The organism is Syntrophothermus lipocalidus DSM 12680 (assembly GCF_000092405.1).
In the GTDB taxonomy this organism is placed as follows: Bacteria; Bacillota; Syntrophomonadia; order Syntrophomonadales; family Syntrophothermaceae; genus Syntrophothermus; species Syntrophothermus lipocalidus.
The window spans coordinates 654110-677197 of the sequence record NC_014220.1 but is presented as its reverse complement, the minus strand read 5'-3'; the positions used below and the strand labels follow the sequence as shown (position 1 = coordinate 677197).

24 protein-coding genes, 1 pseudogene and 1 riboswitch are annotated in these 23088 nt (G+C 50.4%); of the genes and pseudogenes, 14 read left to right on the top strand and 11 right to left on the bottom strand.

The genetic code is table 11. The annotated features are described in order from the left end of the window. Positions 1 to 42: 42 nt before the first annotated feature. From SLIP_RS03195 to SLIP_RS03165, 7 genes are all read right to left on the bottom strand, one after another. A complete protein-coding gene (locus SLIP_RS03195) occupies positions 43 to 693 on the bottom strand; it encodes a YkgJ family cysteine cluster protein (RefSeq protein WP_169303743.1) in 651 nt (216 codons plus the stop codon). Between the two features lie 35 nt (positions 694 to 728). After that, positions 729 to 1196 carry a ribonuclease HI gene (rnhA, locus tag SLIP_RS03190; protein WP_013174838.1) on the bottom strand — a complete coding sequence of 156 codons (468 nt, stop codon included), beginning with the start codon at positions 1194 to 1196 and terminating at the stop codon, positions 729 to 731. Continuing rightward, complete coding sequence (locus tag SLIP_RS03185) at positions 1177 to 1455, bottom strand: late competence development ComFB family protein (RefSeq protein WP_013174837.1); 279 nt, start codon at positions 1453 to 1455, stop codon at positions 1177 to 1179. The genes rnhA and SLIP_RS03185 overlap by 20 nt, the downstream gene beginning before the upstream one ends. After that, positions 1415 to 2242: an HAD family hydrolase gene (locus SLIP_RS11950; protein WP_049765000.1), complete on the bottom strand. Its 828-nt coding sequence runs from the start codon at positions 2240 to 2242 to the stop codon at positions 1415 to 1417. The genes SLIP_RS03185 and SLIP_RS11950 overlap by 41 nt, the downstream gene beginning before the upstream one ends. 42 nt (positions 2243 to 2284) lie before the next feature. Then, on the bottom strand, positions 2285 to 2587 hold the full coding sequence (locus tag SLIP_RS03175) for an FmdB family zinc ribbon protein (RefSeq protein WP_013174835.1): 303 nt from the start codon (positions 2585 to 2587) through the stop codon (positions 2285 to 2287). A gap of 83 nt (positions 2588 to 2670) precedes the next feature. Next, on the bottom strand, positions 2671 to 3393 hold the full coding sequence (locus SLIP_RS11945; RefSeq protein ID WP_013174834.1) for a type II CAAX endopeptidase family protein: 723 nt from the start codon (positions 3391 to 3393) through the stop codon (positions 2671 to 2673). Between the two features lie 61 nt (positions 3394 to 3454). Then, positions 3455 to 5431 carry a glycoside hydrolase family 15 protein gene (locus SLIP_RS03165; protein WP_148216498.1) on the bottom strand — a complete coding sequence of 659 codons (1977 nt, stop codon included), beginning with the start codon at positions 5429 to 5431 and terminating at the stop codon, positions 3455 to 3457. Between the two features lie 101 nt (positions 5432 to 5532). Between SLIP_RS03165 and SLIP_RS03160 the strand changes: the two genes are divergently transcribed. The 4 genes from SLIP_RS03160 (at position 5533) to SLIP_RS03140 (ending at position 9755) form a co-directional block, all read left to right on the top strand. Further along, positions 5533 to 6186, top strand: coding sequence for a DUF4912 domain-containing protein (locus SLIP_RS03160; protein WP_013174832.1), 654 nt, complete (start codon positions 5533 to 5535; stop codon positions 6184 to 6186). A gap of 2 nt (positions 6187 to 6188) precedes the next feature. Further along, positions 6189 to 7781, top strand: coding sequence for a glycoside hydrolase family 57 protein (locus SLIP_RS03155; RefSeq protein WP_013174831.1), 1593 nt, complete (start codon positions 6189 to 6191; stop codon positions 7779 to 7781). A gap of 64 nt (positions 7782 to 7845) precedes the next feature. After that, complete coding sequence (locus SLIP_RS03150; protein WP_013174830.1) at positions 7846 to 8730, top strand: hypothetical protein; 885 nt, start codon at positions 7846 to 7848, stop codon at positions 8728 to 8730. Positions 8731 to 9002: 272 nt separating this feature from the next. After that, the gene (locus SLIP_RS03140) at positions 9003 to 9755 is read left to right on the top strand and encodes an RpnC/YadD family protein (protein WP_242649118.1); all 753 of its coding nucleotides are present in this window, start codon (positions 9003 to 9005) and stop codon (positions 9753 to 9755) included. Positions 9756 to 9843: 88 nt separating this feature from the next. Here the strand turns inward: SLIP_RS03140 and SLIP_RS03135 are convergent, their stop codons facing one another. Then, positions 9844 to 10944, bottom strand: coding sequence for an NAD(P)/FAD-dependent oxidoreductase (locus SLIP_RS03135; protein WP_013174828.1), 1101 nt, complete (start codon positions 10942 to 10944; stop codon positions 9844 to 9846). Positions 10945 to 11016: 72 nt separating this feature from the next. Here SLIP_RS03135 and SLIP_RS03130 point away from each other — a divergent pair, with 72 nt between their 5' ends. Further along, positions 11017 to 11448: a hypothetical protein gene (locus SLIP_RS03130; protein WP_013174827.1), complete on the top strand. Its 432-nt coding sequence runs from the start codon at positions 11017 to 11019 to the stop codon at positions 11446 to 11448. On the opposite strand, the gene SLIP_RS03125 is transcribed toward SLIP_RS03130, so the two are convergent. Next, positions 11405 to 12550, bottom strand: coding sequence for a CapA family protein (locus tag SLIP_RS03125; RefSeq protein WP_013174826.1), 1146 nt, complete (start codon positions 12548 to 12550; stop codon positions 11405 to 11407). The genes SLIP_RS03130 and SLIP_RS03125 overlap by 44 nt on opposite strands. Before the next feature lie 205 nt (positions 12551 to 12755). Between SLIP_RS03125 and tsaA the strand changes: the two genes are divergently transcribed. The 3 genes from tsaA to SLIP_RS03110 all read left to right on the top strand — a co-directional run bounded on the left by tsaA (position 12756) and on the right by SLIP_RS03110 (position 14539). Next, the gene (gene tsaA / locus SLIP_RS03120) at positions 12756 to 13151 is read left to right on the top strand and encodes a tRNA (N6-threonylcarbamoyladenosine(37)-N6)-methyltransferase TrmO (RefSeq protein WP_013174825.1); all 396 of its coding nucleotides are present in this window, start codon (positions 12756 to 12758) and stop codon (positions 13149 to 13151) included. Positions 13152 to 13281: 130 nt separating this feature from the next. Next, entirely contained in the window at positions 13282 to 13953 is a 672-nt protein-coding gene (locus SLIP_RS03115; RefSeq protein WP_013174824.1) for a GntR family transcriptional regulator, read from the top strand. 322 nt (positions 13954 to 14275) lie between these two features. Then, positions 14276 to 14539 (top strand): hypothetical protein, encoded by a 264-nt coding sequence (locus SLIP_RS03110; RefSeq protein WP_013174823.1) that lies wholly within the window; start codon positions 14276 to 14278, stop codon positions 14537 to 14539. Positions 14540 to 14628: 89 nt separating this feature from the next. Continuing rightward, positions 14629 to 14768: riboswitch (cyclic di-AMP (ydaO/yuaA leader) on the top strand. A 278-nt stretch (positions 14769 to 15046) separates the two neighbouring features. On the opposite strand, the pseudogene SLIP_RS12300 reads toward SLIP_RS03110, so the two are convergent. Beyond that, positions 15047 to 15377: pseudogene (locus tag SLIP_RS12300) on the bottom strand (transposase); the annotation flags it as partial. Positions 15378 to 15584: 207 nt separating this feature from the next. Between SLIP_RS12300 and SLIP_RS03105 the strand changes: the two are divergent. The 6 genes from SLIP_RS03105 (at position 15585) to SLIP_RS03080 (ending at position 20949) form a co-directional block, all read left to right on the top strand. Next, positions 15585 to 16706 (top strand): ABC transporter ATP-binding protein, encoded by a 1122-nt coding sequence (locus SLIP_RS03105; protein ID WP_013174822.1) that lies wholly within the window; start codon positions 15585 to 15587, stop codon positions 16704 to 16706. After that, positions 16699 to 17355, top strand: a complete 657-nt coding sequence (locus tag SLIP_RS03100) for an ABC transporter permease (RefSeq protein WP_013174821.1) — start codon at positions 16699 to 16701, stop codon at positions 17353 to 17355. Before SLIP_RS03105 ends, SLIP_RS03100 begins: the two co-directional genes overlap by 8 nt. A gap of 4 nt (positions 17356 to 17359) precedes the next feature. Continuing rightward, the gene (locus tag SLIP_RS03095; protein WP_013174820.1) at positions 17360 to 17983 is read left to right on the top strand and encodes an ABC transporter permease; all 624 of its coding nucleotides are present in this window, start codon (positions 17360 to 17362) and stop codon (positions 17981 to 17983) included. Between the two features lie 133 nt (positions 17984 to 18116). Next, positions 18117 to 18920 carry a glycine betaine ABC transporter substrate-binding protein gene (locus SLIP_RS03090; protein ID WP_242649117.1) on the top strand — a complete coding sequence of 268 codons (804 nt, stop codon included), beginning with the start codon at positions 18117 to 18119 and terminating at the stop codon, positions 18918 to 18920. Between the two features lie 95 nt (positions 18921 to 19015). After that, the gene (locus SLIP_RS03085) at positions 19016 to 20266 is read left to right on the top strand and encodes a glycosyltransferase (RefSeq protein ID WP_013174818.1); all 1251 of its coding nucleotides are present in this window, start codon (positions 19016 to 19018) and stop codon (positions 20264 to 20266) included. Continuing rightward, positions 20227 to 20949, top strand: coding sequence for an HAD-IIB family hydrolase (locus SLIP_RS03080; RefSeq protein WP_013174817.1), 723 nt, complete (start codon positions 20227 to 20229; stop codon positions 20947 to 20949). The genes SLIP_RS03085 and SLIP_RS03080 overlap by 40 nt, the downstream gene beginning before the upstream one ends. A 448-nt stretch (positions 20950 to 21397) precedes the next feature. Here the strand turns inward: SLIP_RS03080 and SLIP_RS11940 are convergent, their stop codons facing one another. Then, the gene (locus tag SLIP_RS11940) at positions 21398 to 23077 is read right to left on the bottom strand and encodes a TIGR00341 family protein (protein WP_049764999.1); all 1680 of its coding nucleotides are present in this window, start codon (positions 23075 to 23077) and stop codon (positions 21398 to 21400) included. Between the last annotated feature and the right edge of the window lie 11 nt (positions 23078 to 23088).

The following is a 23088-nucleotide window of genomic DNA, read 5'->3' as shown; positions in this document are numbered from 1 at the left end:
GAGTACGGAAGAACCGGCAAATGTCAGCCAGAGCAATGGATGTCACCTGCCGAGGTTAAAAACGGTCAGGGGTATATCCGAATAGTCGTGGGCTTCGAGAAACGCCCTGGCCCCTTCGGTCTCCCGCGAGCTGTCTAAGAGGCTACGTAAACATGCTTCATAGCTGGACATTCCGTAGACCTCGCCTCCGAGATCTATGATTCCCAGACCGTTAAGGTAGAGCTGAGTCGCAGCCATGCCGGCCAAAGCAATAGAGTAAATGAGCTCTTCCGTTTCTCCCAGGATATGCGTGCACAGGTAAAAGCGGCAGATGAGGGTCCTGGCCGGGTATACTGAACAGCAGTCTTCCACCAGAAACGTGCAGGGAGAAGACCGTAATCGCGGTAGGTTCAGCCTCAGTTTTTCTTGATCAAAGTACCGGATGGCAAACTCCAGAGGCGATAACCGTAGGTAATCGCTCATTTTTTTCAAGGATACCAGGTCCGGGATAACATAAGCCTGTTTACAGCAGTTGACCCGACACCCTTTGCATGGAGAGTAGTTGTCTTGCGCGTACTGTTTGAAAACGCTGTCGTCGTCGGCCAGGGGCTCCCAGGCTTCCAGGAGATCGGCCAGTGTAGCCTTTTCAGCCACCACTTTAACCCCTAGACCTAATCTTCCATTTTCGTAGTCTTTATATACACTAACCTTCAAAACAACCGCTCCCAACTTGCAACCGTGCCTGTTAGTCAATCCCGACCACTGATCTCTTTAATAGCTTGGCGCGCCAAGGCATCACACCTTTCGTTCCAAAAGTCGCCTGAATGCCCGGCTATTTTGATAATCTTCACCTTGTTTTTCTTGGACAACCGAAGCAACTCTTGCCACAGATCCTGGTTGGCTACCGGATCGTTTTTCGCGTTCTTCCAGCCGTTTCTTTGCCACTTTTCAAGCCAACCCTGATTAAAGGCGTTAACCAGGTAGGCGCTGTCGGAATAAACTTCTACGTCCCAGCCTTCGACCTTTAAGGCCTTCAGAGCTTCTATAACTGCGGTCAACTCCATCCGCTGGTTGGTCGTCTCTGGGTCCCCTCCTCTTAGCTCTTTGTGCCGGTCTTGGTAAAGTAACACCGCACCCCACCCGCCTGGGCCCGGGTTCCCAGAACAGGCGCCGTCGGTATAAATAACAACCGTACGCTTATTCTTCTGGTTGACCATGGTTAGGATGCTCGCTCACCTGGTTTACGGCCTCTGCCAAGGCGGTTATGACATCCAGCTGAAACTGAGGAGTAAGAAACTCGGCCTTGACATAGACCTCACCCTCGGCCGTCACCACGTACCTGGGTTTCAGCCGGTTCAAGGCGTAAGCAGCTATGTCGGCCCGGCACCTTTCACACCGACATGCCCCTTCCTTATGGGCAAGGACGCTGTCCAAGTTATTCCACACCAAACTTTCTACTACATTTTTCACTTCCACCGAATTCTACCGCCTTCCCAAAGATCTGCCTGAGCTCACGCAAATCCCTTATATGCCAGTCGCACTCAGGCACAGGCTGATTCGCCTGGGGAAATATCCATACCGCCTTCATTCCCGCCCTTTTCGCCCCGATGACGTCGGTTATGGTATCGTCCCCAACGTGTACCGCTTCATACGGATTGACCCCTAGTCTCTGCAAGGTATAACGGAATATCCTGATGTTCGGTTTGGCCCAGGTAACTTCGTCCGAAAAAACAGTAAGGTCAAAATACCCCAGAATGCCATCGGCCGCCATCAGTTTTCTCAATATGAGGCCAGGGGTTGCCCCGGTATTACAGATAACCGCTAACCGATATCGCTCTTTCAACTCCTGTAATACATCTCGGGCACCATCGTTCAATTCCGGGGGTGCCTTTAACAGGGCCTGGGTGTACGCCCGGTAGAGCTTTTCATCTAACTCCGGGTCCAGCTTCAACCCGAGTTCCTTCTTGATACACTCCACATGCCCACGCGGAGTTATTTCCAACCCGTTGATTCTCTGGTAAAAATATGCCCGCTGCCAGCAACGTTTGAAAGCCCTGGTTATCGCCCGCCGATCCGACGATAAACCGCCTTCCTGCAACACCTTTTGCACCAGTTCGATACGCTTTTCCGTAACGTCGTTGGCTCCGGGCCCTTTATACAAAGTATTCCAAAAATCGAACGTGATGGCCTTGAACAAGGTCCCACCTGCCTTCGTATCTTCCTTTACAGATTCGACAAGCAGGTGGCCTCTCCCTCCTACCAACAAAAAAGCCCCCGCCAAAAAGGGGGGAGCCTTGCCTTTTAGCTAGCCCATCTCAGCGATCCTCTTATCGGTCTCATCGGACTGTTTCACGAAACCACCGACATCTCCGTCCAACAAGGCCTGGTTATCCTTTTGCCTCTCCCGGTTAAGCTCGCGCAGGCGGTCTTTTTCTCTCGAATCGGTGGTATAGAAACCCGGGCCTTTGAAAACTATACCTACGTTCCGGCTGATCAACCTCTCAACCTTGCCTCCGCAGGTCGGGCACTCCTCTAAAGGGGGAGCAGTTATCCTTTGGACGATCTCAAACTTACCACAATGCTGACATTTGTAATCGTAGACTGGCATAACTTCACCCCTCTCTCGTTATTCTTAATTCACTTTCCTCTCTAATTATTGGAATCCGCCCGACGGTTGTCAAGTGCCCGCAGTCAACCCGCGAGTATCTTGAAGTAGTAAGCGAGCCCCATGGCCCCGTTCCACAGCCCGTGGGCCAGCCAGCAAGGATATATCGACCCGCTCTTTTCGTATACGAAAGCCAGAATCGCCCCTCCCACCGACAACGGAATAAACCGCCACAGGTCAAAGTGGGCGGCTCCGAAGAACGCCCCTGATAAGAGAATCCCGGCCGTCACTCCGGTGTACTTGCGGAAGACGGGATATACAAATCCCCGAAAATACAGCTCTTCGGCTAAAGGAGCCAATATGCTTATTACCACTAACAAGAGAACGAATTCTTTCAGGCTGCCGACCCGTTTTAGCACCCACTCGAACGCCTGAGGAGGGATCTCGGGAAATACTCGTTGCAAAATCAGCCCCATGACCAGGATAACCGCAAACAGCAAGATGCCCCCGCCAATCCCCCACTCGATCAGCGTTTTACCCCTGGTAGGTGTTAAGCCTATTTTATTCGGCGAACACCTGCGAACTACCAGGGCCAGAACCAGTACCGCTCCCACCATGACCACAAATTGAATCAAATAAGTAAAAATAAACTCGTTTATCAAGGTCGCTGAAACCCAGCCCTTGTAAACCAGGTAAGCCATAACCTGGGGCCCCCACCACGGATAAGACTGCACTACCAAGAAGGTAACAATCAGCACCGCAAAAACCTCGAACAAACCCCAACGAACGTCCTCTCCCGGAAATCTCACCCTCGGCCCGCCTCCACTCCGTTTTCATGAATACATTCTCTCCCCGGCATCAAAATCCTTTTCAGTGCAACTCTTTCCTCAATCTCGCCCGCTTTGCCAGGTAAGAGATTACTACCTGCACGAAGGTGGAATGGGACCAAGTAAGAGGGACTACCGACAACGGTTCGCCGGTATAGGGATGAACCTGCTCCGGCAGCGAACACGTACCTACCGCCTTGGCTGCGGCCCACTCGATGAGCTCACGGGCCGGCTTCAAATCACCAATGCCTTCCGCTCTCCGGATATACCAGTCTGCTAGCCACAAAGTAGTGATTATCCAAGGATTCCCAGGTACCTCATGCAGATTGTCGGCTACTCGGAAGTAATAATCCCCAGGGTAACGAGCCATCCCGCCGACGGAGGTCTTGACCCATAACCCCTCCTTTAAGGTATGAATAGTTTTCACTACTTTCTCGTCCCCCGGCGCAAAAGCTCCAAACGCGTATAGCCCGTGCAGACTGGAATCGAGGGTGAGATCCGTCATCATCTCATCCTGTTCGCTGATTAAAAGGCCCCGGGCAAACCGTCCCAGCTGTTCCGAATACAACCACCTCACCATCGCCTGCTTTAGTTCAGCCGTTCTTTTCTCGCATTCGTCAGCCAGGTCCATCGCATTGAGAGCCCGGGCCATCAGAGCTCCTGCCTGCAAAGCCCCATACACCGCCCCGCAGGTAAAAGCGAAAATGCCCCAACGCTCCTCCCACAGGTCCCAGCTCGGCTTGGGCAAACCCGTAACCGCATCGGTGTAATCCAGCATGAACCTGACGGATGGCCTGACCAGGCTCTCAAACATCGACCTCGCAAAATCCTCATCTTGATAAAGCCGGCAGTGCTGCCCCAGAGCCCATATCACAAGCGCGGTCTCGTCTTCTTGGATAGGCAAACAGGGCTGGCCGTGCATGAGCCATGGATGCCAGGTACATCCCGGGCTTCCGTCCGGGTTGTAGCGCTGCAGAAAATACCCTTCATCTGACAGCAGGGCACCACAAAACGTGTAAAACTTACGGGTCTCTTCAGGGTAACCGGCCAGGTCCAAAGCGTGAGCGACCATGGCCCCGTCCCGCGGCCATAAATACATGTAGTGATCCCGTGCCACCAGAAACGTATCGGCATCGGAAGATGCAACCACCGCCCCTCTCCTGTCCATTTGAGCCTTAATAGTAAACAAGCTCTGTTTAAAAACCCGCTGTACCTCCGGACTCAGATCCTGATAATCTCGTTCCTGTCTCTTGATCCAGCGGCGGTAGTACCTGATTATCTCTTGCAACCAAGTTTCCGGATGTTTACTCATAAAGCGGTCATTGGCTCTTCTCAAGGCGGCAAGAGAGTGACACACGATGAGCCAGTAGTAGACCAGGCCTTCCTCCCCTGCTTCCAAGTTCAAGCTTACGGAGAGAGCACTGTCAACAGGCCCATCAGCAACCGGGTTCAGTGAAAGCATACCGTCCTCCGCATCCCGGTAAGTACCTTCTTTTCCCCGGTACCTCTTGACTCCGGTGCTGTATTCTTTAGCCGTACCCTTATCGGTTCGGCAATTGGCCAGGATATAACATCCTTTTTTGTAGTGGTATATTCCTCCGGTTTGAGGATCATAAACGGCCGAATCCCCGGCTTCAATTCCTTTGATGGATAAGTCCTGGTAAAATACCAGTTTTATTTCACGGGGGTAAACGCTTCGGTTTTTTACCGCGATTTTTTTCATGTAGAAATCTTCTGCCCAGTGGACGGCATCGTTGATAACAAGATCTACCTGCTGTTCGGGATTGGATGCCCGGATGTCCGTAACCGGGGTTTCTTCTGTGCAGGAAATCTCTTTACGCCAGCAGTCTTCAAAAAACCAAGAAAGTTTCCCGTCTGTATAGACGCCAAAATTAGTGCGATTCCTATCTCCATGGTTTTCGAACCCCCCATAAGGCCAATAAAGGTCCCGAATATTAAGTTCATTATCAAAATTTAACAACAAACTGCCATTGCCCAACACTACTTGTCTCACCATCATCCCCCGCGCTCATTTATTATGAGGTATTTGGGAATAATAAGCCCGTTGCAGTAATTATTCCTCGTTTCGTTTTTCAATATTGATCACCTAGGAGGGAAATCATGAATCCGGACGTATTATTCTTCCTTTTTCTTCTCTTGGCTTTCATATCCTTATTGGCTGTAGGGCGGCGGCAGAACAAACCTTCAAAGAAACCGGCACCACGCCCTTCAGACCTCAGTTTTGAAGCCTCGGACGAGCTGGGTGTGCCGGTTGAAACCAGACCGCGGCCTGCCTTTGCCGTGGAACTGCCGCGCTATTACCACGATGTGCGGTTGACCCTCTTGGTCAGGGATCCGGAATGGCTGTATGCTTACTGGGAAATAGCGCCTGACCGCTGGGAAGCCATCCGGCATTCTTATGGTGACCTAGCCACTTATGATAACATCTGCCTTCGAATCCTGGAACTGTCAGATCCTCGGTCTCACTTCGATATCCGGGTCAAAAGCCTGGTTGGGGACTGGCACATCCACGTAGGCAAACCTAATACCCCTTATTACGGTATACTAGGGCTGCTTACGCCCTCCGGCTTTCTCCCTATTACCGTATCCAACGCGGTCATGACCCCCCGCAATGACATTTCAACTCTGGGAGACGAAGAGTGGATGATGGTAAATGACTACGAGCAAAGAATAATTGAAAGAATAGGTGCCATCCCGTTCGACGCCACTTCGCCTTCATTCTACGATTTTGAGCCCGGCTGGAAAGGAGACTGACAGTGATCAAAGGTTACTTATTGCTATTGCTTCACGCTCACCTGCCTTTTGTCCGTCATCCTGAGAGCGAACACTGTTTGGAGGAACGATGGCTTTATGAGGCCATAACCGAAACTTATATACCCTTAGTCCAGGTGCTGACCAGATTAGCGGAGGATGAGATCGATTTCCGGCTAACGATATCTCTCAGCCCAACCCTCATCACCATGCTCAATGACGAGCTTCTGATGAGGAGGTACAAGAAACACCTGGAAAAACTGGTAGAACTCTCGGAAAAAGAACTGGTACGAACCCGGAACATGCCCGATTTCAACTATGTCGCCCAGATGTACGAACGCCGTTTCACCAATGCTTACCGGTTTCTCTTCCACAGGTACAAAGGCCGGCTGATCCGTGCCTTCCAGGAGCTCTTGGCAACGGGTAAGGTGGAGCTGATAACTACGTGTGCCACCCACGGTTACTTACCCCTGATAGGCATTCAGAAAGAGCAGGTACGGGCCCAAGTAGCAGTCGGGATCCAGGTGTTTCGCGAAACATTCGGGCAGCCTCCTCGTGGCCTCTGGCTTCCCGAATGCGGGTACAAACCCGGGGACGACCTGGTTCTTAAAGAGTACGGTGTTCGTTATTTTTTCACCGACACCCACGGCATCATGTACGCTTCGCGCCGGCCCCGCTATGGGGTCTATGCCCCTCTTTACTGCCCTGGGAGCGGAGTTGCGGCTTTTGGCCGGGATGTCGAGTCTTCCAAACAGGTGTGGAGTGCCAAAGAAGGCTACCCCGGGGACCCTGACTACCGCGAATTTTACAGGGACATAGGCTATGACTTGGACTTCGATTACATCAAGGAGTACGTCCACCCGGAAGGGATCCGCTTGGATACGGGGATCAAATATTACCGCATAACCGGCAAAGGCGAGTACAAGGAACCTTACCAACCGGACTGGGCCCGGCAAAAAGCGGCTATCCACGCTGGCAACTTCATGTTCAACCGGGAACGCCAGATCGAGTACCTAGCGCAAATTTTGGACCGAAAACCAATCGTGGTTGCCCCTTACGACGCTGAACTCTTCGGTCACTGGTGGTTCGAAGGCCCCGATTTCCTCAACTATCTCCTGCGCAAGATACCTCACGATCAACAGGTGTTCCGGACGACTACTGCTTCCGACTACTTGGAAGAATATCCGATGAACCAGGCAGCGGTACCTAATGCTTGCAGTTGGGGACATAAAGGCTACAACGAGGTATGGTTGGAAAAGTCTAATGAATGGATCTACCGCCACCTCCACAAAGCAGGTGAGCGCATGGTCGAGCTGGCCAACCGATATCCCAGTTCGGATGACATCATCAGGCGTATGCTTAACCAGGCTGCTAGGGAGCTTTTACTGGCTCAATCCAGCGACTGGGCTTTCATCATGAAGACAGGGACAATGGTAGAATACGCTGTGCGCCGCACTAAGGAACACGTAAACAACTTCACCAGACTATATTACCTGCTTCAGGAAGGTCGCCGCGATGACGAATGGCTTCGAGAATTAGAAGCCAGGAACAACATCTTTCCCAATATCGATTACCGGGTATACGTGTCAGGGAGTTAACCTTTTGGGGACCGCGCAAATTCACCACCACGACTGTTAAACCACTTCCCGGGAGGGATAAAAATTGAGAATGCGTTCACCCGTAGTTTTAATGTTAATAATCCTTCTAGCCCTGAGCTTGACACTACCGGGGTGCTCGGGCTCACGCAACTCTGAAGCGAAAAAGCCGGGGCCTGTTATCGGGCAAAAACCGCAGGCTCCCGGGGCTCTGTCCCAGTTCCTTACTGACCTCGAACAGATAATTGCAGTAGTCGATAGCAAGTACAAATCCGGCAACAAACCGGCGTCTCTTGTCCAAAACACGAAGTTAGAACCTGAAAAAAGCTCTGAACAGGAAAAAACCTCGACAGCTCAAACCAAGTCCAAGTCAAAAGAGACCGGAAACCAATCCAAGAAGTCCCAATCCGGTTCTCAAAGCAGCAATTGGAGTAAGGAGGACCAAACCCTCAAGAACATGCACAAGAACTGGAATATGCTGGAACCGGAAGCAGTCAAAGCCGGGCTCAGTACTTCCAAGCGCACCCAGTTCGAGGATCGCCTCGAAAACCTCACCGCCGCGGTAGCCCAAAGAAACCCTGAAATTGCCCTGGAGGCGGCTATCGAGCTTTATAGTTCTTACGCCGATGTGGTTGAGGTCTTCACTTCCCCTGTTCCCCCAGACTACTTTCGGGTCAAATACGAGGCTATGGCTGCCACGCTTAAAGCAAGCCAAGGCCAATGGACCCCCGCCAGCCAGCATGCTGCCCGTTTGCGGGAATACTGGGACCACCTCAAGGCCCAAGCCCAGGGAGCAGACCAAAGCATCATCAGCCGCACCGAATTCTCAGTCCAGGACCTGGAACAAGCCATAAAAAAACAGCAAGTCGAGCTCGTGATGCTGAAATCGGAAATTCTCATGAATAACCTGAAGAACCTCAAAAATGAATTTGTTCTGAGGCAGCAGTCATAACCGGATTGAGTCAAGTGATGGCTGAATTCACCCGGAGCTGGTCCACAGACAGAAACTCCTCGCTCGGCGCCTGCACCGACGAAGCTACAACCGCATCTTTACCGCTTGCTGGCCTTAAATATTTATCGGTATAATGAAAGCGAGGAGGGGTAAAGACGCTGGAGACTAGAATAAGCCGCCAAACAAGCGACATAATCCTTAAAGCCACAGCTGAAGCTTTCCGCGGGCAGACCCTGGAAGCTATCGGACTTGATCTTCCGCCCATAGTGGATATGCTGCCCACCGTACTCCCGGTAGCTGAAGTCAAGGAAGAGCGCATAGACTTTCTCTTTCGCCTGGCAGATGGAAGCCTTTTACACCTGGAATTTCAGACGACAGCGGTGTCAAGAAACGATTTACATCGCTTTGCCGGGTACGACCTGAAACTGCTGGAACGATACTGGCAGACCATCAGAACTGTGGTTATATATTCGGGCCGAGTAAAAGAAGCATCAGATGGTTTTGACTGTGGCTCGCTGGCATACCGGGTAAAAAACGTCTACCTACACCGACTGGATGGAGAAAAAGAATACCGCTACTTAAGCGAAAAAATTGAAAGAGGGGAAGAATTAAGCAAAAGTGAGGTAGTGCGCCTCATCTTTCTTCCCTTAATGGAACATGAAGAAAGTGAAGGGGAAGTAGCATTGAAGGCGGCGGAGTTGGCGAAAAAGATTAAGGATGAAAAGCAGAACCTGGTATTTGCGGCGATTATAGCCTTGAGCGACAAGTACATGACAGAAGCAGAAAAAAGGCGTTTATTGGAGGTGGTAGCGATGACCCAGATTGAACAGTGGATAAGAGAAGAAGGAAGAAAAGAAGGAAGAATCGAAGGGAAAATTGAAGGAAAAATCGAAGGAAGAATCGAGGGAAAGATAGAAACTGCGCGGGCGGCTTTGAAGAAAGGTTTTTCGCCCGAGGACGTGGCCGAGATAACCGGTCTTCCTCTCGATGAGGTGTTGTTGCTGAAACCCGAGACAGGAAATTAAGTCTTCAAGGGAACCCGGCACAAAGCCGGGTTTGTCTATTCCTGCACACTCTTTCTTCAATCCAATTGTGGTATCTGCGGAAAACGACCTAGTTAAACATCGCCGCCACATACTCCGCTATCGCCAGTGAAGAGGTTAATCCCGGCGATTCAATACCGATAAGGTTGATCCAGCCGGGATAACGCCGACTGCTCTCTTGGGCAATTACAAAGTCCCGGAAACTTTCGCCTGGTCTTTGTAACTTCGGCCTGATCCCGGCGAAGTCCGGAGTCAGGTCCCGCTTCTGAATGAAAGGCAAGTACGCAATTGCCGCGTCGTAAAACTCGTCTATATGAGCCTCGTCCACACCGTAATCGATGTCGTCAACGTAGTACGCGTTCGGCCCCAGACGGATTCTATCTTGCATATCGAAGCTAAGATGGATGCCGAGACTGTTAATTCCAGGCACCGGGTAAATAAGGTGTTTGACTGAGAGTTTTTTCCTGATCCTGAAGTACTCTCCTTTGCATGGATGTAACCGGTAACCGCAGCTCTCAGTATCGAGTCCTAGTAATTGTGCCACTTTTTCTGCCCCTAAACCGGCACAGTTTACAACACTTAAAGCCTGAATGACTTCTCGATTGCTGTGTAGCTTATAGAGGCTTCCCGTGTACTCAACCGCCTGTATTTCTGAATCGAACACGAAATCGACCCCCGATTGCCTGGCTTCGAAAAACAGGCTCTGCATAAGACGGTGAACATCAACCTGACCGCTGTCCCTGACGAACAAAGCTTCAACAGCGCTGATATCCGGTTCCATTTCAGCTACTCGTTCCCGGGTCAAGCGTTCAACCAGGATGCCGTATTCTTTCCCCTGTCGCTCGAGAACATTCAGTTTATCCAGCCCTGCTTCGTCGGTGGCGATTATCAGCTTCCCCGTACACCGGCAGGGTATGGAGCGCTTGGCACAATACTCATACAGGCGATTCTTCCCTTCCAGACACAGACGTGTTTTCAACGTGTCGCCCGGGTAGTAGATCCCGGAATGAATTACCTCGCTGTTGCGGCTTGAAACCTCCAGCCCATACGTACGGTTTCGCTCAACTACCGCCAACGTTTTGCCCGGGTATCTAAGACCCAGTTCCCTCGCAACCGCCAGGCCTACCACCCCGGCTCCAATTACTAGAACATCGACTGTGTCCTGGGTCATGGTTTACCTCCTCAATCTGGCTCGGTTTGGTCCTATATGCTATATTGTATTAAAAAAGATGGGAGTCTCGATATGGAAACGGGTCTGGCTATTCTTGCAGTTTGCCTCCTTTTGGTTTACTCCGTATATTTTTTCTACATTATCAGATCGAAGCCAGAAGAATTTGAAAAAATGTTGTTATCCGGTCTAGCCGACTGGATGATATCGCATAAAGAGAAGTCGCGCCGGCACCTGCATTTGATGCTGGGAGGCAGCTTTCTAGTCGAAACTCTTTATTTCGTGCTGGTTTTTCTGGTCATTCAAAACCTGCTCTTCCGGGTCTTAACCGGTTTGTTTGTCGGGTTTGAGTTCATGCATTTGGCCTTGCTTTTAATATCCATGAACCAGTTCTTCCGGGGGCGGATTCCGTTGAAGTATCTGTTTAACTGGAAGATAGAGCGCACCAGCGCTTGGCTTTTCTTTACTCACTCCCTGCTTGTGCTGGTTCAATTGGCATGGTGGTAGCCTTTTCCGGATTCAGGGTCACCACCGCGCGGTCTTCGTTTAGTGTAAGCTTCGTGCCCAGGTCCTGGGAAAGGGCGCTTATCCTCTCCAGAATCGGCTTTCCCTCTTCCCCGGATGCCACTACCGGTTGGCTTTCATTGATGAAAACTGGTAGTACCGTGACTTCCTCTACTCCTCCCCTGGAAACCTTGAACCTCAGCATCATGCCTTGCTTGGTTGCGAGCTTCTGGTTCTGGTCGAAAATAAAATTTCCCAGGCTGTAAGCGATAATCCCGCGCCCGTATCTTTCCACCCCTTGTATCACATGAGGGTGGTGCCCTAGTATAATGTCAGCCCCCGCATCGATAAACTCCCGGGCCAGCCGGCGCTGCTCATCCGTCGGCCTGTCGCTGTACTCGGTTCCCCAGTGCAGGGACAGTACCAGGATATCGACCTTATCACGAACGGCCGCTATGTCTTCTTTTACGTCAGCTTCCACCAGAGGAGCCACCCCACCCACGTCCTGGGTAGCCTGAAATCTTCTTTGATACTTGGGATGAAAGTATATGTCCGCCATCTCGGTGTAGGCCAGAAAGGCTATTTTGAGTCCCTGTTCTTCCAGAATCACAGGGCTTCTGGCTTCGGTAATGTTTCCCCCTCCTCCTACCGTCCTGATTCCCGCCTCGCCCAGCAACCGAAGGGTGTCTTCAAAAGCCGGGGTATCATAGTCGAGAGCGTGGTTGTTGGCTATGCTCAAGACATCAAATCCCCGCCGGGCCAATTCGGCTGCCATGCTTGGTCGGGCTCGAAAACATATCCCTTTGCCCGGTAGAGGCCTTCCCCTTTCTGATAAAGGCGATTCCAGATTACCAAAAACGAGGTCCGCTGCCTTGAGGCTATCTCCTAATCGAGCAAAAGGATACCCCTCCCCTTGGCTGGCAATCAGGCGTTCAACCTTCCGTGCCAACATCACATCACCGACGGCTAGCATCTCTCCAGTTTTCGGTTGAAAAATGCCTTTTGGGACATCTGTCCCCGTACCACTTACCGGCTGGGCTTCTTTGCACCCTGCCATCGTGACCAGGAACATTATTAGCAACACCAGTCGACATCCTCGCTTCACCCTTTTGCCTCCATTCGGTCGGAAAATCGCTACTGACTAGGTTCGCGTAACTTGGAAGAATTCCTTTTTAGCCGCTATTAAAATCACTATTCGTCTTATGTCGCTCGCCTGGCTAAACACTCACTTGTGGCTGCACATTCTAGGTGCAATCAGTGTAAATCTATGTTAATCTGTGTCCATCAGTGGCTATTGGGGAGGCAATGGCGTGAACCTTGTCCCGATTGGAACGATACGTTCTCCTTATCTCAGCCGCGAAGCTGCTCCCAAAAGCGGGTATGAATCGGGCGACGAATGCATAATAGAAGTTTTCGGCGACTTCGCTGCCGCCCTGGATGGAGTAGAACAATTTGACCGCCTGGTGGTCCTTTACTGGCTACACCAGGCCCGTCGCCAGACTCTACGGGTCTACCCGCGTGGTCAATCCGAACTCAAAGGGGTATTCGCTTCCCGTTCGCCCGACCGTCCGAACCCTATTGGTTTTTCCGTCGTCAGGCTAATCGAGAAGAAAGGCAACGAACTACGGGTAGTCGGGCTGGATGCCGTCGACGGGACCCCAGTCTTAGATATCAAGCCCGCCCTACCAGCAGAAAACAGATTATAGCCGTCCTTTGCTCCAGGTTATCGATTAGGAAAGATAAGTTTTGCGTACCGCCCCGGTGATGTTATAATGCTGTTGCCGGTTTGTATGTTCGTTTTCTGCTTTTACCAGCTTCCCACAGGAGGTTTAGATAATGAAATCTTCAATTCTCTCAGGCTCGAACAATGGCCGAAACAAGAATAAGAACGAGCGTTCCACTTCCGATATGCCGCGTTATGAACAGATAGCTCTCGAGATTGCTTCGAAAATTGCACGTAAACACTATAAGCAAGGAGAAAAACTTTACGGTCGTTCCGCATTAGCTGGTCAATACAATGTTTCGCCGGAGACAATCAGACGGGCTGTCGCGCTTTTGCAGAGCATGAATGTAGTAGTTGCCCAGCCGGGACGCGGAATAATTGTAGGAACCGCTGAAGCAGCCGAAGCCTTCATTAAAGAATTCGAATCTCGTTACATTGTACAAGACATGTGTAATCAAATAGTACAATTGGTGGAAGAAAGAAATAGACTTAATCGAGAAATAGATGAGATACTCAATAAACTGGTCGCCTATACCACGAGAATGGCGGGGCGGTTACAAAAAATCGAAGAAATCCAGGTTCCCAGGGGATCATACCTGGTCGGTAAGAGTCTGTCTGCAGTAGATTTCAGGGCCAGGACCGGAGCCACAGTCTTAGCCGTAGAACGTAACGGTGAGCAGATTTTCTCTCCTGACGTTTCCTTCATCATACAAGAAGCAGACATACTTGTCTTTGTAGGCCCTCCGGAAAGTAAAAATAAGGTGTATGACCTCGTTAACACGTAAGACGCTTCACCCTCTTCACAAATAAACCAAAGACCCTGGCGACACTTAAAAGTCTCACCACTAGAGAACGAAAACAGTTTAGAACGACGTTTCGCAGAGGAGTGTTAGCAGACTCGCTCCAAGACTCCTCGCCTGCAACACATCGGCTCTGTCTAAACATGGCTAATGGCATACGCATGGCATTTCGGCTCGGGCCCGAATTTTTTTATGGCGCTTCCACCAACTTCATAATTACTTTAAGGTTGTCAGATGTCTTTGTTTGGGATATAATTTAAAAACAAAGCAACTATCGCAAACAGCTTGTGAAGGGGGAGTATCGGCTATGTCCTTGGCTAAGCATCGTGTGTTGTTGTATTTCGTCTTACTTGCTTTGACGGTTGTTTTCACGGTTTCTGGTTGTGATCAAAATGAAAAGCAGTCCCAGACCGGCCCACAGACCAAGCCTAAGATTGTTTTTGGGGACTGTAGCTGGGACAGCATACAAGTTCACAACCGTATTGCTGCTTATAAACTTGACTTGATTGTAAGAATGGGGTTACCCTCTAGGATAGGAGGAAATGAATGGAAGATTAGGGTAAGAAGTTGACTGGGACTGTCGAGTCTTGAAGGAGGTTTTGCCAAGGCCAAAATTCATAACCCCTACATGGGGTAAAAATTATATATCGGCCGCGAAGCCCATCTTGTATGCTGAATTCCGGGTCGCCAGGCCCGGAAGCGGGGGACCCAACGTTTTGGGGTGAATCCGGCAGTTACTGCTGGTAGGGCGCCCTGGCCCGAATCCGTCAGCTAACCTCGTAAGCGTAAAGGGAGAGGGTGGGGTTCATTCTTGAGTCTCACTTTCACAATTTTGCCCCTTTAAGTCTCCCCCTGAGTTTCCTGTGACTTAGGAAATAATGAACCTTTGGTGGAAGCAACCTTATGCGCCTATTCAGTGTACGGACGTGTTAATGGTGCCCTCTCGGCGGGCATGATAAAACCTGCCCTGTAGGATGTAATTGCCTTTTTACAGATTATTTATCCTAACGAAAGACGTGCTATAAAAAGTCAATAGACTAAAGCAAAAATATCTTGGACAATCACATAGGGATCCTGGTTATTTTTGCTGCTTTGGCCGGGACCATCGATAATTCGGGTCATATGGTCGGTTATCTTTCCAGAGGAGAGTAAATCAGATGAACAAGCCGTCTGGCAACAGCTCCGGTAGCAACACTCGGATGCTTTCCCTGACGGCATTTTAACTCATAATAGGCTTTCAATTCCGGGTTAAAGCGACGGGCCGAAACAGCAGCCAACCACAGGCTGTTTCTAAGCATAGGGGAGCCACGTTTAGACATCCGATTACGGGTGCCCTCAAACAGACCCGAAGCCCTGACGGAGGCATCCACTCCGCCATAGGCCACGAGGGCCCGGGCGTTGGGAAAACGTGCTCATTCGAGTCCTCTCGTATGGGGGCTTCACTCTTTCGTGAGGGATAGCATTGCCTCCCAAAGAGGTGATCGAAGCCCCCTGCCTCTACGAGAATATTTATCCAAGTTGCCCCAGGATTCCTGTGTGGTTGTCAAGGATCAGGTCTATTGGCTTGGAGCTGACTAAAACTAACTCTATAGTACACAAGGAGGTAGCTGTATTAAGTGGTTAAATTCAAAGCAGTGAGCAAGGACTACAACGGCCACATAGCAGTGAAAAACTTGAACCTTGAGGTGGAAGAGGGCGAGCTTGTTGTTCTGATAGGACCCAGCGGATGTGGCAAAACAACCACCCTGAAAATGGTGAACCGGCTTGTCGAGCCAACGGAAGGAGATATTCTGGTAAACGGGAAAAATGTTCGGGATGTAGATCCGGTAGCCCTAAGGAGACAGATAGGCTATGTCATTCAGCAGATCGGTCTCTTTCCCCATATGACGGTAGAAGAAAACATAACCGTGGTACCGAGGTTGTTAGAATGGCCTGCCACAAAGAGCAGGGCCAGGGCACACGAATTATTGGAAATGGCAGGTATGGACCCTGACGTATACGCCAATCGCTACCCCAATGAGCTTTCCGGCGGGCAACAGCAGCGAATCGGAGTTCTGCGGGCCTTGGCTGCGGACCCGCCTTTGATTCTGATGGATGAGCCTTTCGGGGCCCTAGATCCCATTTCCAGGGAAGCCCTTCAAGACGAGCTTAAAAACCTGCAAAAAAGGTTACGTAAGACTATCATCTTTGTCACTCACGACATAGACGAAGCACTAAAACTGGCCGACAGGGTGGTGGTGATGAAGGAGGGACAGGTCATACAGGTCGCTACGCCGGAAGATCTTCTGCGCAAACCTGCAGACGATTTTGTAGCCTCCTTTGTCGGCAAAAACAGAAGGGGCAATTACGCGCTGTTGACGGTTGAACAGGTCATGCATCTCAACCCCGTGACAGTCCTGCCGTCAATGGGACTCGCCGAATGCCTGGCCCTCATGAAGCGCAAGCGGGTAGATACCGTGCTGGTGGTCGATGAAGAGGGGGTTTTGGTAGGTGGGGTAAGCATAGAGGACCTGGACCGCGAACACCAACGTGTTTATAGAATTGGCGAAATTGCGGATCACAATCTGGTCACGGTGCTAAACTCTACTTCCGCCAAAGACGCCTTTGACTTGATGGTCGGTGGCAAATTGAAGTACCTGCCGGTGGTAGACGCACAACGTCATCTAAGAGGCCTGGTGACTAGAACCAGTATGGTCAACGCAATGGCATCGGTGGTTTGGGGGGATGAGAATGATTAGCTTCAGCCAATTTCTAAGTATGAATTCAACGACCATTATTACGGCAACGGTACAACACCTCTACTTGGCCCTGGGATCAGAATTGATCGGGTGCTTGATCGCCATCCCTTTTGGCATTTGGCTAACAAGACGAGAAAAGCTGGCTGATTACGTCCTTGCAGCGACGGGCAGTATTCAGACTATTCCCAGCCTGGCGCTTCTGGGGTTTGTACTGCCGTTGTTGGGGATAGGCCCCCTTCCCGCGATGGTCGTCCTGGTCCTGTATTCGCTCCTGCCGGTTATACGGAATACCTATACCGGTATAAGAAATGTTAACCCTGTGTATATTGAGGCCGGAACAGGCGTGGGGATGAACTCGCGTCAGCTGCTATGGATGGTTAAGTTTCCGTTGGCCTTACCTATTATTATGGCCGGTGTACGTATTTCCACCGTCTATCTGATTAGTTGGGCTACCCTGGCCGCCTTCATCGGAGCGGGGGGACTTGGAGACCTCATCATTACTGGGATACAGACAGCGGATGCCAACTTTATCATCGCTGGCACTGTTCCCACCGCCGTTTTAGCCATCGGGGCGGGGTGGATACTGGGTAAAGTTGAGATGTTCTTGACCCCTCGGGGAAGCCAATTAGTTCCAGATGAAGGGAGGTGAAAACATGTTTAATATCTGGTTACTCAGTATCCAACACCTTGAACTGACGCTGGCAGGAGTTGGTCTGGCCATCTTGATCGGGGTTCCAATAGGATACCTGATTACCGGGAACCGTTGGGCAGCCCAGTTAGTAGTGGGGTTTACGGATGTTATGCAGACTATACCGGCCCTTGCTCTTCTGGCTTTGTTTATGTTGTGGTTGGGATTAGGGGATACTCCTCTGATTATGGCACTACTCGTGTACTCGCTTCTCCCAATTGTGAGGAACACTTATATCGGAATAATTGGGATTGACGGGGCGTTAATCGAAGCTGCAAAGGGAATGGGTATGACAAGGTGGCAACTTCTACGCATGGTTCAGCTACCGTTGGCTCTGCCGGTAATCATGGCCGGCATCAGAGTAGCTACGGTTACAGCCATCGGTATAGCTGCCATCGGTGTATTGATCGGTGCTGGCGGGTTGGGGGCTCCTATTTGGAGGGGAATGCAGCAAATGAACACCGCGATGATCCTTTCAGGAGCTGTTCCGGCTGCTTTGCTGGCTGTTGTTTCAGACGCTGGCTTAAGCAAACTGGAGCGGTTCATAGCTCCGAAAGGTCTTAGCAACACTGTTGCTCAAAACATTTAGAGGAATGGAGGAAAGGGCTATGAAGAAACAATTTCTCAGAGGACTCTGGCTGTTATTAACGGTGTTTTTGGTTGTAGGCTTGACAGCCGGATGTGAAAGTCGATCAACATCGGATTCAGGTAAGGGGGGCGTAGTGACTGTAGGTTCAAAAAACTTTACCGAAAACATAATAATGGGAGAAATGATGGCCCAGGTTATCGAAGCCAAGACCGACCTTAAAGTAAACCGCAAACTGAATCTGGGGGGAACCCTGGTTTGTTGGCAGGGTTTGAAAAAAGGTGAGCTCGATTTCTATCCTGACTATACGGGCACCGGCTTGATGGCTATTCTAAAAAGAGATGTCATAACAGATCCCGATGAGGTATACAGGATTGTGCAGGAAGAATACAACAAGCAGTTCAAGATAAAGTGGCTGGAACCATTTGGTTTTAACGACACTTACGCTATTGCGGTAAGAGAGGAATTTGCCGAGCAGAATAACCTCAAGACCATATCGGACCTCAAACCTTATGCCAAAGACCTCATCTTCTGTGCGGAACAGGAGTTTTACAACCGGAAGGACGGCTTCCCCGGCTTTTCAGAAACTTACGGACTAACGTTTAAGGAAACGAAGGCGATGGAAACGAGCTTGAAGTACAAAGCGGTTGCTGACAAGAAAGCCGATGTCATTGATGCCTTTTCAACCGATGGAGAATTGATTAGCTACAGAATGACAATTCTGGAGGATGACAAACATTTCTTCCCGCCGTATTACTGTGCACCCGTAGTAAGGATGGATACTTTGGAAAAATATCCGGAATTGGAGAGCGCACTGAACTCTCTAGGCGGCAAAATCAGTGAGGCTGATATGCAACAGATGAACTACCTGGTCAAAGAAAAAGGAGAGGATCCGGCCAAGGTAGCGGCGGATTTTCTGAAGAATAAGGGAATTCTTTAGGTGGCCTTTTCGGGAGTCAGGGGCACAACTGTCCGCAGTATTTCAACGGGCATTAGACGTCGACTTAATACCGCGGATAAGGAGGAGTTGGGGAGATGGCACGAAGAGCTATGATCATTTCGATTCACGGTGACCCTTTGGCCGAATTAGGGGGAATCCAGTCAGGTGGCCAAAACATTTACGTTCGTCAGGTGGCTTTAGGTTTGCAACAATTGGATTGGGAAGTAGATGTTTTCACCCATTGGCAGGATAACAACGTAGAACCACAGGTAAGGCTCGGCCCAAAGGGCTCGGTTATTCGGTTAGCAGCCGGGCGAAAAGAGTTTATCCCAAAAGACGAGCTATACGGCTATGTGCAGCACTTCGTTAGAGAACTCAAAGAATATTTGAACTGGAGCAAGAAGAGATACGACATTATTCATTCCAATTACTGGCTCTCCGGTTTGGCTGGCCTTAACCTTAAGGAATATCTCGGTGTTCCCCAGGTGCATACCTCTCATTCTTTAGGAAGCATTAAAGCCAGTGAAACTGGGCTGAAGGGGATAGGCCTACTCCGACGTCTGGAGGCTGAAAGAAAAATTGTTGAAGGGGTCAATTGTGTTGTGGCCACGGCACCGGAAGAAATGGAGCGGCTTATTAAGGACTATGGAGCCTGTAGCGAACGGATTGCATTGGTGCCGTGCGGTGTAGATCCCATGCTGTTTCATCCCGGAAAAAGACATGAGAGCAAAGCCCAGCTGGGTCTAGAGGATAAAAAGGTGGTAGTTTATGTGGGTCGCTTTGATGAGAACAAAGGCCTAAATACCCTTTTGACATCTCTTGAAATGCTGAGCAGGGATAACTCCAGCTTTATAGAGGATGTTCGCGTACTAATCATCGGAGGAGATCCGCAGTCCAGGAAGTACTTGGAGGAAGAGATCTGTAACCGGAGGCTAGACGGTTGGGTTCTGACAGTGGGGGCGCAACCGCACGAAAAATTGCCCCTCTACTATAGAGCGGCTGAGGTCTGTGTCATTCCCTCGTATTACGAAACTTTTGGGCTGGTGGCCTTAGAAGCCATGGCATGTGGCACACCGGTAATTGCCAGCCGCGTGGGTGGATTGAAATTCACTGTAGTTGACGGCATCACGGGCTATCTTGTCCCACCACGTGATGCGCAGGGTCTGGCAGCAAGGTTGGGAGAAATGTTGCACGATCCGGCATTGGCAATTAAAATAGGACGGGCAGCTGCCAACCACGTACGGCGCCAGTTTATATGGCCCAAGGTAGTAGAACATCTTTCTGCGCTTTACCATGAGGTGGGAGAATGGAGTCACGGCAAAAAGACAACCCTTTCCTCATCTTAGCAACAGACCTGGATGATACCTTGGTAGGGGATCCGAAAACACTGACAGAACTCAACTCCTGGCTAGCTCTGCGGCGACGAGAGATATTTCTGATTTATCTCACCGGCAGGCATAGTTTTTCCGCCTTTAAACTCATAAATACCGAAGCCCTTCTGATTCCAGATGTTCTGGTCGCAGATGTCGGCACGGTCATTCGCTACCGGCCTGAATTTCGGCGGGATCGAACATGGGAAAGCGGGTTTAGCGAGGGCTGGGATAACAAGAAGATAGAAGAGATAGTGGCAGGTATTCCTGGTCTTTCTCCTCAAGGCATTCGTTCGCCTTGGCGCAGGGCTTATCGTTTACTAAAAGAAGAATCTATGCCACTACTGATAAATGCCTTGAGTGGCCTTGCTGTACGCGTAATAGTGAGTGACCGCAATGTAGACATTATCCCTGCCGCGGCTGGTAAAGGCCCGGCATTGAAATATCTTGTTTCCCGCTTGAACCTGCCATCAGAGAAAGTGCTTGTTTGTGGAGATGGTGGAAACGATCTTGATATGCTGCAGATGGGGTATCGGGGAGTAATAGTTGCAAACGGTGAGATACTGCCTTCGTTACTACCTTCAACGGTTTACAGGGCAAGTAGGCCCCATGCGGGGGGTATTTTGGAGGCTCTTCAACATTACGGGATTATCACTTAAAGACAAACCGCTCCCTCAACGCTGCGACGGATCTTCGCCGCTACTCTTCCAGGTACCTCACGGCTCCCATGGCCTTCGCCCATGTGCGCGGGGTTCGGTCTCCCCTTTCTCCTCCTCGGGCCCTTTTGGTCGACGCGGCAGGATTCACTTTATATAGCTTATATTGCGGTCCGGCAACTTGCTCGCCCTCAGGCTCCGGGGAGTACTTTAGTCGATGGGCTTCTGCGCAAGGATTTCCCTTTACGCAGGCATTCTGGCGGGGGCGTGCCTTGGCGCTTACCCCGACCGGAAAGTGCGTGCTTTCCTGGGCACGCCGCACTCAAAGATTCACCCCTGGGCCGGCTACAGGTGCCGGCTCAGGGGTTTTTACTTACTGAAGGTCTTAAATCAGATGGAGCCTCTTGGTCTCTTCCCGCCGAACCAGGACTTGTCGCTCGATTTTTACCTGCTATTCTTCCCTATCTTTGGCATTATTAAGAACCTTTTCGTCGAAAACAACATAATCGTCCGCCGAAACGTCGCCCGCCACTATTGACCTCACTATCAGCCTCAAGTCAGGCTCAACATCGGTTTGAAGTCTCCTTTCGATTTTCTTTACCGTTCTGGGCGAAATGGTAAAGGGAGTTCGGGTTACAGCAAATACGAACAACCCCTCTTCGTCCCGTCTAAACTGCACTTCGTTTAGGACAGCCCCTTTAACATTTTTCTCTAACTCTGCAGTTAAGACCTCTTCTAACTTCTGGAGCAATTCCACATCCGGTCCCTCTAAAAGTTGAGCTTCCTCCGTCTTTTCGTAGAGAAAGCGCTCATCATCTGCCTCCTTTGTGATGACTGAACGCACAAGCAGCCGTGCATTGGTTGATAATAGCGGTTTAAGTTTGTCCTCTAGCTCGCGAACCTGTCTCGGAGTAATTGGATCAGGAGCCCTTACCGTGGCCGTAATTATTTGGTTCTCACCCTCGCCGTTTCTTAGAATATCGACCAACTGCACCCCAGGTATGACATTTAACTCTTCCGACAACGCTTTAGAGAGCCGGTTCATGTATTCGTTTTCCCGGGCAACCTGCTTCCGCCGAAGTAGTTCTTCCTCACTAATAAAAACAGGTCCGTTTTGGTCGGCGTCCTTCGAAATCAACGAACGAATAATCAACTCGCAGTGCAGGTCTAGGTCCTTTTCCAGCCGCTTCTCCATCAACCCGACTCGCTCAGGTGAAAACTCCTGAGGTGTAAGCACAACAGCTACAACCTTTAGCTCGTCTGCAGTCTTCTCATACAGCACATCAGAAAGACGAGCTCCTGCCATTTGAGCCAGTTGCTGATTCAAAGCCGTTCTCAACTGTTTGCCAAACGTCTGCTCACCAATGGCCTGTACCAGGGTCTGGGTCATAAAAACGGTCATTATTGTCAATATCACAACACTTAGTCCAAAGCGCTTTATTAACCCTGGAATTCTTTCATTTTGGACTATGGAAAGCTCGGCTACCCCAGCAGCGCTGAAAACGACTGTGGCCGCGAATTCAATGGCAACCAAATTGGCCAAAAATAAAAGAAACGCTCCTGAAGCCAGCTGCCATTGACCAGCCGCCAGACACAATCCTAAAGTCGCAAGCGGGGGCACCAAAGCTGTAGCCATGGCGACACCTGGCAAAGCCGCGCTCATTTTCTCATCGAGAATGGCATAGGCCCCTGCCAAACCCGAAGCCAGGGCAATGACGATATCATAAGTTGTAGGATGCGTTCTTGCAAGTATTTCGTTTGCAAAATCGGGGCGAAGCGGTATCATACCGAAAAGACCGGCTAAACCAACGACCAGCGCTGCGCCAGCTAACTCAGCTACTACCGCCTTTCGTAGCAAGGTGTTGTCTCCTGTCGATATTCCCAGAGCAATTCCAAAAATCGGCCCCATGAGAGGCGCTACCAACATCGCCCCTATGACAACTGCTGAGCTGTTCGATAAAAGACCGAATGTTGCTATAATGGCGGAAAGAGCAGCCATTATGTAGTATCTCCGGCCTGGGACAGAAAGTTCTGCTATGTTGTTGCATATTGCGCCTCTTTTTTCTTTCATCCGCGAACGAACAATGTCTAACCTTGCCTTAAGTACCCTGAACAGAGCTCTTCCCCCCAACTACCTGCATG